This window comes from Vibrio sp. B181a (genome assembly GCF_030248375.1).
In the GTDB taxonomy this organism is placed as follows: domain Bacteria; phylum Pseudomonadota; class Gammaproteobacteria; order Enterobacterales; family Vibrionaceae; genus Vibrio; species Vibrio campbellii.
This window is the reverse complement of record NZ_JAHGAD010000036.1, coordinates 26,099-37,120: the sequence shown is the minus strand read 5'-3', so window position 1 is coordinate 37,120 and position 11,022 is coordinate 26,099. Positions and strand designations below refer to the sequence as shown.

The 11,022-nt window shown below is 45.2% G+C and carries 10 protein-coding genes; 5 read left to right on the top strand and 5 right to left on the bottom strand.

Going from position 1 to position 11,022, the window contains the following annotated elements:
* Window positions 1-191: 191 nt before the first annotated feature.
* Window positions 192-1,310, bottom strand: coding sequence for a maltose/maltodextrin ABC transporter ATP-binding protein MalK (gene malK / locus KIO97_RS16135; RefSeq protein ID WP_005432007.1), 1,119 nt, complete (start codon window positions 1,308-1,310; stop codon window positions 192-194).
* 668 nt (window positions 1,311-1,978) lie between these two features.
* Between malK and malE the strand changes: the two genes are divergently transcribed.
* The 3 genes from malE (at window position 1,979) to malG (ending at window position 5,715) form a co-directional block, all read left to right on the top strand.
* Window positions 1,979-3,157 (top strand): maltose/maltodextrin ABC transporter substrate-binding protein MalE, encoded by a 1,179-nt coding sequence (gene malE, locus KIO97_RS16130; RefSeq protein ID WP_005432005.1) that lies wholly within the window; start codon window positions 1,979-1,981, stop codon window positions 3,155-3,157.
* Between the two features lie 80 nt (window positions 3,158-3,237).
* Complete coding sequence (gene malF / locus KIO97_RS16125; RefSeq protein WP_081233945.1) at window positions 3,238-4,812, top strand: maltose ABC transporter permease MalF; 1,575 nt, start codon at window positions 3,238-3,240, stop codon at window positions 4,810-4,812.
* A 12-nt stretch (window positions 4,813-4,824) separates the two neighbouring features.
* Entirely contained in the window at window positions 4,825-5,715 is an 891-nt protein-coding gene (gene malG / locus KIO97_RS16120; protein WP_005432001.1) for a maltose ABC transporter permease MalG, read from the top strand.
* Between the two features lie 371 nt (window positions 5,716-6,086).
* Here the strand turns inward: malG and KIO97_RS16115 are convergent, their stop codons facing one another.
* The 3 genes from KIO97_RS16115 to KIO97_RS16105 all read right to left on the bottom strand — a co-directional run bounded on the left by KIO97_RS16115 (window position 6,087) and on the right by KIO97_RS16105 (window position 8,081).
* Window positions 6,087-6,332, bottom strand: a complete 246-nt coding sequence (locus KIO97_RS16115; RefSeq protein ID WP_005529750.1) for a hypothetical protein — start codon at window positions 6,330-6,332, stop codon at window positions 6,087-6,089.
* 191 nt (window positions 6,333-6,523) lie between these two features.
* Entirely contained in the window at window positions 6,524-7,009 is a 486-nt protein-coding gene (locus KIO97_RS16110) for an acyl-CoA thioesterase (protein ID WP_005441158.1), read from the bottom strand.
* 166 nt (window positions 7,010-7,175) lie between these two features.
* The gene (locus KIO97_RS16105) at window positions 7,176-8,081 is read right to left on the bottom strand and encodes a DMT family transporter (protein ID WP_045370640.1); all 906 of its coding nucleotides are present in this window, start codon (window positions 8,079-8,081) and stop codon (window positions 7,176-7,178) included.
* Window positions 8,082-8,179: 98 nt separating this feature from the next.
* On the opposite strand from KIO97_RS16105, the gene KIO97_RS16100 reads away from it, so the two are divergent.
* The gene (locus KIO97_RS16100) at window positions 8,180-8,968 is read left to right on the top strand and encodes a helix-turn-helix domain-containing protein (RefSeq protein ID WP_005453431.1); all 789 of its coding nucleotides are present in this window, start codon (window positions 8,180-8,182) and stop codon (window positions 8,966-8,968) included.
* Here KIO97_RS16100 and KIO97_RS16095 read toward each other — a convergent pair.
* Window positions 8,963-9,880, bottom strand: coding sequence for a M14 family metallocarboxypeptidase (locus KIO97_RS16095; protein WP_285383424.1), 918 nt, complete (start codon window positions 9,878-9,880; stop codon window positions 8,963-8,965). The genes KIO97_RS16100 and KIO97_RS16095 overlap by 6 nt on opposite strands.
* A gap of 174 nt (window positions 9,881-10,054) precedes the next feature.
* Here KIO97_RS16095 and KIO97_RS16090 point away from each other — a divergent pair, with 174 nt between their 5' ends.
* Window positions 10,055-10,960 carry a DUF808 domain-containing protein gene (locus KIO97_RS16090; RefSeq protein ID WP_045370638.1) on the top strand — a complete coding sequence of 302 codons (906 nt, stop codon included), beginning with the start codon at window positions 10,055-10,057 and terminating at the stop codon, window positions 10,958-10,960.
* Window positions 10,961-11,022 lie beyond the last annotated feature (62 nt).

Sequence of the window (11,022 nt, the reverse complement as noted above, 5' to 3'; positions counted from 1 at the left end):
TAATTGAAATTTAATTAATCAATTACAGCCATTTTTTATGGTTGCTATTTTGATATTGGCGTTAATTTCTTATTTTAGATTACCTATTCGAAATTGAAAGGATATTACTTCTTCTAAGCTATATATTTAATGGAAATAAAAAATCCCTCTCGAATGAGAGGGATTGGTAGCAAGCAAAGGTGAAAGACGTTTTACTCGAAATCTACGCCGTTTTCTTTGTGTAGTCGGCGGCATGCACGGCCATCGCTATGGAATAGATGACAACGATATGCAGGGATACCGATTTCCAGTTTGTCACCAGACTCTACTGGTAGTGTATCTGGCTGACGGTAGATAACGTCTGCGTCTGCACCCTCAAGGTTTAGGTAAACCTGAGTTTCGTTACCTAGTTTCTCTACGATCATCACTTCACCGTGAATTGTCGCATCGGCGTCAACGGCTTGAACTAAGTGCTCAGGGCGAATACCTAGAGACATACGGTCACCGCGGTTCACTGTTGTACCGTCAACTGGGATCCAGAAAGATACGCCGTTAGAAAGCTGTACTTTTACGCGTTCTGCTTCCACTTCATCAATGAAAACACTCATGAAGTTCATTTTTGGTGAGCCAATAAAGCCAGCAACAAAGCGGTTTTGTGGGTAGTGGTAAAGCTCAAGTGGTTTACCAACTTGTGATACGTAACCGCCATCGAGAACCACAATCTTGTCTGCCATTGTCATTGCTTCTACCTGATCGTGCGTTACATAGATCATGGTACAGCCAAGTTGGCGTTGTAGTTTCGTGATTTGAGCACGCATGTTTACACGCAGTGCTGCGTCCAAGTTTGATAGTGGTTCATCGAGAAGGAATACATCTGGTTGTGATACTAGCGTACGACCGATAGCAACACGTTGGCGTTGACCACCAGAAAGGGCTTTTGGTTGACGCTCTAGTAGGTGGCCCAACTGTAGAATTTCTGCTGCGTGTTCAACACGCTTATCGATTTCCGCTTTGTCAGCTTTTGCTAGTTTCAGACCAAATGACATGTTGTCATATAGGTTTAGGTGTGGGTAAAGAGCGTAAGACTGGAACACCATACCAACACCACGTTTGGATGGTTCTACGTCATTCATGCGCTGGTCACCAATATACAAATCACCTGAAGTAATGTCTTCAAGACCGGCAATACAACGTAGCAGGGTAGATTTACCACAACCTGATGGACCTACGAAAACAACGAATTCACCTTCGTTGATCTCTAGATCTACGTTCTTAGAAATCAGTACGTCGCCATACGCTTTACAAACATTTTTTAACGTGACACTCGCCATGTAGCTCGTCCTCGATCAATTTTTATTATTCACCGCTCATCATTATATGAATTATCTAGCGAGCAGTAACAGTAGGAATCGGTAAGTTATTGGGATTGGTAAGAAAAACAGGGTAGCGCTCCAAATGTCCTGAACTGGAGCACTACCCACCATAGCCAAATACGAGTTTCTCTCCCCCACATTATTCGTGTTGTCTCCCCCGTGAAATAATTACCACAAACAACACCAATAATGACATTCCACTCGTATGGCAATGAAAAACCAGCAAATCTTTTCACCTATAGGGTAGGTACTGCTGGGAAAGGGTTCTTACCATCCACTCTTGGATGACTGCAGTTTCTAAGATTGTGTTCACTGCTACATCCTCCTAATCGAAATAATTGTAGGGGGAGTAGGCGGGGAGGAGTCAAAAAGGAGGAGTAGAGGTGGAGTTGGGCGGAAATCACATTATTGCGTGACCTAAAGTTGAAACCGATCACAGGAAGTATTCATTTTGTGATTTGAGTCTCTAACCCTTGGCGATTCAGATCACGAAAATACGTCATAATTGCAAGGGCGTAGGGATTAGGAGGATGAGACACAATCGATAATTTCAGATGATATGTGTCGAAATACGGCTGAACCTCAATGGACTAGCCCTACATCAAAAATATAAAAAGGATACGAACATGAAAAAATTAAGCGCTGTAGCACTGGGTACCCTTGTTGCTTTAGGTTCTTTTGGTGCTAATGCTGCCATCGAAGAAGGACAACTGACCATCTGGATCAACGGTGACAAAGGCTACAACGGTCTTGCAGAGGTTGGTAAGAAGTTTGAAGAAGACACTGGCATTAAAGTAACAGTGGCTCACCCAGACGGCCTACAAGACAAGTTCCCTCAAACTGCAGCGACAGGTGATGGTCCTGATATCGTATTCTGGGCTCACGACCGTTTCGGTGGCTACGCAGAATCTGGTCTACTAGCTGAAATTAAACCATCTAAAGAAATCCAAGACGGCATCGTTGACTTCGCATGGGATGCAGTACGTTACGATGGCAAACTAATCGGTTATCCAGTAGCGGTTGAGTCTCTATCTCTAATCTACAACAAAGATCTTGTTCCAAACCCACCTAAGACATGGGAAGAAGTAGCAGCGCTAGACGCGAAACTTAAGAAAGACGGCAAGTCTGCAATCATGTGGAACCTGAAAGAACCGTACTTCACATGGCCGCTAATGGCAGCTGACGGCGGCTACGCATTCAAATACACATCTGAAGGCTACGACATCAAAGATGCAGGTATTGCGAAAGAAGGCGTGAAAGACGCAATGAGCTTCGTGAAAGGCCTAGTAGACAAGGGGGTAATCTCTGCGGATATGGATTACTCAGTATCTGAGTCTGCGTTCAACCAAGGCACTGCGGCAATGACTATTAACGGTCCATGGTCTTGGGGCAACATTGAGAAATCTGGCATCAACTATGGCGTAACAACGCTACCTAAGTTCCAAGGTCAGTCTTCTAAGCCATTTGTTGGTGTACTAACTGCTGGTATCAGCACTGCGTCACCAAACAAAGACCTAGCGGTAGAGTTCATCGAGAACTACTTACTAACGAACGATGGTCTACGTATGGTTAACAACGACAAGCCACTAGGTGCAGTAGCGCTTAACTCGTTCCAAAAAGAGCTAGATTCAGATACGCGTATCGCGGCGACAATGGACAACGCGATGAACGGCGAAATCATGCCAAACATCCCACAAATGAACGCATTCTGGGGTGCAGCTAAGAACGCTATCATCAACGTGGTTGACGGTCGTCAAACTGTAGATGCTGCTCTAGCAGATGCAGAAAAACAAATGACTAAATAATTCAGCAATACCCTTTTTAAGGAGGGGGCAACTCCTCCTTACTTTTCTATATTTATCCTATATTCGCTAGCAGGTTCCCTATGCAGTCAGTTCAAGGTACAGATGCTATGACAGCACCAGAAGCCAGCCTACCAAGCAGCAAAAAAGTGTTCACCAAATGGGCACTATTGGGCACAGTCGGCATTATCAATGGCTACGCAACTATCCTAATGTATTCTCGCGGTGAGATTGCGTTTGCACTACTTACGATCATTCTAACCGCTTTAGCGCTATTCATTTTTGGTAGTAAGAAAACATACGCTCACCGATACATCTACCCTGGTATTGCCGGGATGATTCTATTCATCCTTTTCCCGTTGGCGTATACCGTCGGTCTGGCGTTCACTAACTACAGCGCGAAAAACCAGCTTTCTTTCGATCGTGCACAGTCTGTCCTGTTAGATAGAACGTATCAGAGTGGTGAAAGTTTCCCATTCACTCTATACAAGACTGAGCAAGGTCACCAAATTGTAGTGAAGAAAGGCGATGAGCTACTAGCGACGCCAACTTTCCAGCTTGATGGCTTCTCTGCAACGGATCTTGATCTAGCGCCTATCACTGAAGCGACGGGTGACAAAGAGCCAATCAAAACTATTGTTAAGAACCGTAGTGCACTGAGTGGTGTTGACCTTCATCTTCCAAGCGGTGATGACATCCGAATGAGCGGTCTGCGTAAGTTCGCAGCGGTGGTACCACTGTACACGCTTCAAGATGATGGTGAGTCGATCTTCAATAACCGTACACAAGAGATGCTGCGTCCAAATATGGATGTGGGCTACTACCAACCTGTCGATGAAAATGGCCAGTTTGTCGGTAATACGGTTTCTCCTGGCTTCGTGGTAAACATCGGTACTGACAACTTTGAGCGAGTTTGGAAAGACGACGGCATCAAAGAGCCTTTCATCAGTATCTTCATCTGGACGGTTGTATTCTCAATCCTGACGGTAGTATTCACGCTAGTTATTGGCTTAGTTCTAGCGAGTGTTGTTCAGTGGGAAGAGCTTAAAGGTCGTGCAGTGTACCGAGTACTGCTGATTCTGCCTTACGCGGTTCCAGCATTTATCTCAATCCTAATCTTTAAAGGTCTCTTCAACCAAAGCTTTGGTGAGATCAACATGGTATTGAACGCTATCTTTGGTATCAGTCCTTCTTGGTTCTCTGACCCATTACTAGCGAAAACCATGGTGATGATCGTGAACACTTGGCTTGGTTTCCCTTACATGATGATTCTGTGTATGGGTCTACTAAAAGCGATTCCTGATGACCTTTATGAAGCGTCTGCAATCGATGGTGCGAACTTCGTCCAGAACTTCATGAAAGTAACGTTACCAATGATGATTAAACCTCTGACTCCTCTATTGATTGCGAGCTTTGCGTTTAACTTCAACAACTTCGTAATGATTCAGCTATTGACTGGCGGTGGTCCAAACATGATTGGTACTTCTGAGCCAGCGGGTTACACCGACCTACTAGTAAGCTACACGTACCGTATCGCGTTTGAAGGTGCAGGTGGTCAGGACTTCGGTCTAGCAAGTGCAATCGCAACGCTTATCTTCCTATTGGTTGGCGCGCTAGCACTATTGAACCTACGTTTCACTAAGCTATCTCAGGACTAAGGAGTAACGACCATGGCTATAGTACAAGGTAAATCTTTAAAGTACCGTGTATGGGCGACCCATATTGCTCTTTGGGCTTTCCTGTCACTGATTATTTTCCCACTGTTGATGATCATTGCGATCTCATTCCGTGAGGGTAACTTTGCAACAGGTAGTCTGATCCCAGACAACCCATCGCTAGAACACTGGAAGCTTGCTCTGGGCTTCTCGGTAACAAACGCAGACGGTTCTGTAACACCGCCTCCATTCCCAGTTCTGACTTGGCTATGGAACTCGGTAAAGGTAGCAGGTATCACTTCTATTCTTATCGTGGCACTGTCTACAACATCGGCTTACGCATTTGCTCGTCTACGCTTCAAAGGTAAGAACACTATCCTGAAAGCGATGATGATCTTCCAGATGTTCCCAGCAGTACTTGCTCTTGTGGCGCTTTACGCATTGTTTGACAAACTAGGTCAGTACATTCCTTTCCTAGGTTTGAACACCCACGGCGGTCTGATCTTCTCCTACTTAGGTGGTATCGCACTACACGTATGGACGATTAAAGGTTACTTCGAGACGATTGACAACTCGCTAGAAGAAGCGGCAGCACTGGATGGTGCAACACCGTGGCAAGCGTTCCGTTTAGTACTGCTTCCACTATCAGTGCCAATCCTAGCTGTAGTGTTCATCTTGTCATTTATCGGCGTTGTTGGTGAGGTACCGGTAGCATCTCTACTGCTTTCTGATGTAAACTCCTACACATTAGCAGTTGGTATGCAGCAGTACCTATATCCTCAGAACTATCTGTGGGGTGACTTCGCAGCTGCAGCAGTATTGTCTGCACTACCAATTACAATTGTATTCTTACTTGCACAGCGTTGGTTAGTCGGTGGTCTGACGGCTGGTGGTGTGAAAGGATAATCTCAGTTGGTCTCTGAGAGAGAAAAGAATAACTAGAAAAGGGCGACCATATGGTCGCCCTTATATTTAGCATCGATATTACAATTTTGGTTTGGCCGCCGATCAGTAATATCTGGCTATTTTGGCGTTACGCATAGCTGGCTGTTAGCTTAGTTCCTTACGCTTTAATCACTAACAGTTTCTTGTAACCATAACCTGAGTCTAGACTCAGGTTTTTTTATACCTACAGATTCACTGCGTTTTCTTATTGCGTATACAGACTAACCAGTTTGCAATGGATTACACAGCATCGGCAGAATGCCGTGCGTATCACTTCACATAATTAGTGTAGGGTTATTTGAAAGAATAAATGGCGTAACTAAAGGGGGAGGCTAAAACTCTCGGCTTGAAGGTGCACAGCCTACATATTGAAGCAGTGTGTATAAACTCTCTTGTTGTAATGCGACGCGTCGGAAAAGATCGGCAAATGTGGTATCACCACCAAAACAGGTTTGAATGTAGTGGTTAATTTCCTCTTCGTTATAACCTTCCACATACATTGTGCGTACCCATTGATATTCGACCGCTTTCAAATTGGTCAATGTATTTTCACTTAACGTGGTCTCTTTTAATCTCAAGATCCAAACTCTATCCAACACGAAAATTGTGCGTGGATTTAATCAAATCAAAGTGAAAGATTTATGACAATTTGAACCTAGTGTGAAGTGAATGACAGAACCATGACATTACTTCACACATATAGAGCAAACGATTACTTGATAATCAGTTTGGGGCCTTGGGGAGGGGCAAGTTATTTGAACTTTTTGAGCTATTTGAGATATTTGACGTGTGCTTCCATCTCTTCGCCAATTTGTTTACGCATGTTCATCAAGCGAATAGCCGACTGTTCCAGTGCTTTGTCTTCATCTGATTCTGGGATCCATTTTGGAACGTCGGTTGGCTTTCCATCTTCATCGACCGCAACCATAATCACGATGCAATGCGTTGTTAGACGGTTCTTTAGCTCTTTAGGATCGCTTGCTTGTACATCAATGGCGATGTGCATTGAGCTGCGTCCGGTGTAGATGACCTTAGCACTGACTTCGACTAGATTTCCGACATGAATTGGCGCAACAAAGCGAATACCACCTGCATATGCGGTAATACAATACTTACCACTCCAAGCTGCGCTGCACGCGTAGGCGGCTAAGTCGATCCATTTCATCACGGCACCACCGTGTACTTTACCGCCGAAGTTAACGTCTCCTGGTTCAGCAAGAAAACGAAGGGTTATGTCTCTTTGACCACTGCTCATCTGTCATTCCTTTGTTATTGTCGTTGCTATTAGATCCAATGTATCAGCAAGAAATCGATACTGGAATAGGGAGTGCAACAAAATATTAACTTTTTTGTCAGTGCTAGCAGCAAAAGATATGGGGCACAAAAAAGCCACGGTGGGTGCCGTGGCTTATGAGATTGAATTAAGATGTCGCAGGTGGCAGTTCCGGGCTTGGTGATTGAACCTTCTTGCGGATCTTAATTTGCGACAAGATAACGCCAGAGATAACCAGCATGCCGCCAATGATGTGGTAAACATGCACCTCTTCCCCCAGCATGGTCGAGGCTAACGCTACAGAAACCACCGGCATCAGGTTCATGAACATGGCACTTGAATCTGCACCAATCAAATCAATCGCTTTCACCCACATTAAAGGCGCGAAGATAGAGGCAGCAATGCCCGCATAAGCAATCAATGGCAGCGCACTTTGGCTTGGTAGAAGTTGATCACTGCTCAACCACAAGGGAGTTAGCATAACCAGCGAGAAAAAGCCCTGCATATAGACCAAGGTCATGCTGTTGAAAGGCATTTTCCAGCGTTTTAGTAGCACACAGTAAATCGCGTAACAAAGGGCAGCTAACAGCATCAGACTGTCACCTTGCGTCATGTCTTGATGTAGGAAGTAGGTGATGTCACCGTGACCCAGCATAAACGCCAAACCGCCTAATGAAATCACGCCACCTGCCACGCTCAGCATGGAAATCGACTTACCCAATAAAGGCACACTCAAGAAAACACTTATCAATGGGACGAGAGAGGTAATCAGTGCCATGTTAGAAGCGGTCGTCGTAAGACCCGCGTAATAGCCGAGTGATTGGTTTAGTACCATGCCCAGTAGCGCAAGGAACGCTAACTTAGCCAAGTATGGGCGAATCACATGGCGCTGTTTGATCACCGCTGGTAAGCAAAATGGCGTCAGAAGCACCATAGCGACAAACCAACGATAGAAGCTCATGGCACTTGGTTCGATGGCACTTGCTGCCATTTTATTTACGATGGAATTTCCACCCCAAATCATGACAGTAAAAAACGGAAGCAAATAAACCATGAGAACCTCATCGCAGAATAATTAATGGCGCTAGTCTGACAGGTCTTTATAATGAAATGTATCTCTGGAAAGACATCGTAAGCGATAGGAAGACAAATTTGAAAAAGAGCACAAGGAATCTTCATCCATCATTATCAATTGATAGAGCACCATCAGATGTATTTATGAATTTCGAAGCCTTTCTGTCGAACACGGAAACTCGTATACATAGCCATCCATGGGGGCAGGTTCAACTGATCAGTGGCGGCATACTAGAGATGGATGCGGAAGACACGCGTTTCTTAGCGCCTCCTCATCTTGCGATCTGGGTGCCTGCTGGCATACGACACACCAGTTACAACCGTAAACCTTTGGAATACTGCTCTTTAAACATCGACCCAGAGTTAACTCAACACTTTCCATCCAAAACGAGCTTGATCAAAGTGACGCCCATTGTTTCTGCGATTGTGGAAGACTTTCGTCAGCGTGATATTAATGTTGCTAAGAGCGAAGAGGACAAGCGCCTCGTTCAAGTCTTGCTGGATCAGTTAGCCAAACAAGAAGTCGAGCATCACTTTTTGCCAACTACAGACAATAAGTACTTAGAGCCAATCTTAAAAGCTGTTGAAGAAGCCCCAACTGACGAAATCAGCTTAGGAGAATGGGCGGAGAAGGTTCATACCACCGAGCGTACTTTAGCTCGCCATTGTCAAAGTGAATTGGGAATGAGTTTTACCGAGTGGCGATTGCGAGTGCGTTACCTGCATTCGATGGAGTTGTTAAGGAAGGGGCAAACAGTAAAAGAGGTAGCGCTAACGTTGGGTTACAACCAAGCCAGTCCGTTTATTGCCATGTTTAAGAAATACTCCGGCATTACACCGGAGCAATATAAGAATCGCTTGTTATAGCTGAGCGAGCACGTAGTCTAAACCACCTACAACTGCTGCAACTTGAGCGTCGTTACACTCTTCATCAGTCACTTTCGGGCTGTCTGGGTAAACTTCCGTTGTGGTGCCGTAAGTGCAGTTGGTTACGCCGCCACACAACCCCAGTTTTTCCATTGGGTAATTAATTACGCCAAATTGCACCACTGGCGAGCCAATGATTTCGCCTTGGTCGTCCGCTGGAGCAATGTGGGTCACCTTCGCTACTGACTCGATGACTGCCTTTTGGAACTCTGGTTGCGGGTTTTCTGTATCGCCCACCGTGTAGAAACCATCTGGAATCATGCCTTCGATGTATTCAAGACCATCACGCGCTGCAAGTGCTGGGCGGAATTCCGTCTCGTCAGAATCGGTGGTTTCGTGAAGGTCGATGTGCATTAGAACATCACCTAGCGTTGCAACTAGCTTGATCAAGTTTGCTGACTCTTCTGCTGGGCTGTCTGCGTAGAAAGAGCGGTTTGGATCAATCGCATTTGGGTTCCAGCGGTTAATCACTTCATAGCCCCAAGGGCTCACACATGGCGCAACCACAATATTGAAGTGTTCTGCATAACGCTCTGCCTGCTTATCAACAAACTTCAACGCGCCGTGTACGCCACTTGTCTCGTAGCCGTGTACGCCGCCAGTGACCAAAACAACAGGTTTTGCCGCATCCCAGTTACGAGTTTTGATACAAAACAGAGGGAAGCGCGCTTCGTCGTATGAAAGCGCGCCGTATTGCTCAACATCGAAACGTTCGCGAAGAGCATCAATTTTCGTCACAACTTCATCTTGGTAGCTACGTTTTACGTCACGTTGTTCGCACCAAGCTTTACGTTCTGCTTCGCCCCAAGGCTGACCAGGGGTACCGATTGGGTAAGTGTATCCGCTTTTCATCTATACTTTTTCTTTTGAGTGCTTGAAAGATAAGACAAGACTAGTCCTCTCTCAAAGCCACGGCAACAGAAAACACAATTTGTGACTTTATTCTTTGCAAAATCATAACTTTGCTGAGTGATTTAATGGTGTTACATTCTGTTACTTATTCAATTCCATAAAAGAGACAAATAAATGGCTGGAGCAAGTTTACTAACACTGTTGGATGACATTGCAGCGGTATTGGATGATGTTGCATTGATGTCTAAGATGGCAGCGAAAAAAACCGCCGGTGTACTAGGTGATGACTTAGCACTAAACGCGCAACAGGTATCTGGTGTTGCGTCAGAGCGTGAAATTCCTGTGGTTTGGGCGGTAGCAAAAGGATCATTTAAGAATAAGCTGATTCTAGTGCCGTCGGCGTTGTTGATCAGTGCTTTTATTCCTTGGCTGATCATGCCGTTACTCTTAATTGGTGGTCTGTTCCTCTGCTTTGAAGGAGCAGAAAAGATCTTGGAAAAACTCTTCCCTCATTCACACCAACATGAAGAAAAAGAAGAGCAAGTTAATACTGGTGAATCGGCCGAAGAGTACGAGAAGAGAAAAGTGGCTGGCGCGATTCGTACTGACTTTATCCTCTCTGCTGAAATCATCGTGATTGCTTTGGGCACAGTCACAGGATCAAGCATCGTAACGCAAATTCTCGTGGTGAGTTTAATCGCAGTACTGATGACTATCGGTGTTTACGGCTTGGTCGCAGGTATCGTTAAGCTTGATGACTTGGGCTTTTATCTTGAGCGCACATCAAATGGTGAAGGTCTCAAAGCGAAGCTGGGTGGTGCGCTAGTGGCATTTGCTCCGAAGCTGATGAAGATGCTTGCTATTGTGGGTACTGCGGCTATGTTCTTGGTTGGTGGCGGTATTGTCGTGCATAACGTACCTGCGATTCATCACCTGATTGAACCCATCATTATGGACTTCCGTGGACATACGATTGCGACAGCGATTGTACCAACACTGCTAAACGGTGTGATTGGTGTGATTGCCGGTCTAGTTGTGGTTGCTGCTTGGACTGTGGTGGAGAAGGTTCGCGGTAAATAAACTCGAATTTTGTTTTGAGGTTTTATTGAAGCTAAAAGAAAAGGGTCATGCCTTTCCATATC

Coding starts and splice junctions, on each gene's coding strand:
- malK (WP_005432007.1), bottom strand. CDS start 1,310: ATGGCGAGTGTCACGTTAAAAAATGTTTGTAAAGCGTATGGCGACGTA.
- malE (WP_005432005.1), top strand. CDS start 1,979: ATGAAAAAATTAAGCGCTGTAGCACTGGGTACCCTTGTTGCTTTAGGT.
- malF (WP_081233945.1), top strand. CDS start 3,238: ATGCAGTCAGTTCAAGGTACAGATGCTATGACAGCACCAGAAGCCAGC.
- malG (WP_005432001.1), top strand. CDS start 4,825: ATGGCTATAGTACAAGGTAAATCTTTAAAGTACCGTGTATGGGCGACC.
- KIO97_RS16110 (WP_005441158.1), bottom strand. CDS start 7,009: ATGAGCAGTGGTCAAAGAGACATAACCCTTCGTTTTCTTGCTGAACCA.
- KIO97_RS16105 (WP_045370640.1), bottom strand. CDS start 8,081: ATGGTTTATTTGCTTCCGTTTTTTACTGTCATGATTTGGGGTGGAAAT.
- KIO97_RS16095 (WP_285383424.1), bottom strand. CDS start 9,880: ATGAAAAGCGGATACACTTACCCAATCGGTACCCCTGGTCAGCCTTGG.
- KIO97_RS16090 (WP_045370638.1), top strand. CDS start 10,055: ATGGCTGGAGCAAGTTTACTAACACTGTTGGATGACATTGCAGCGGTA.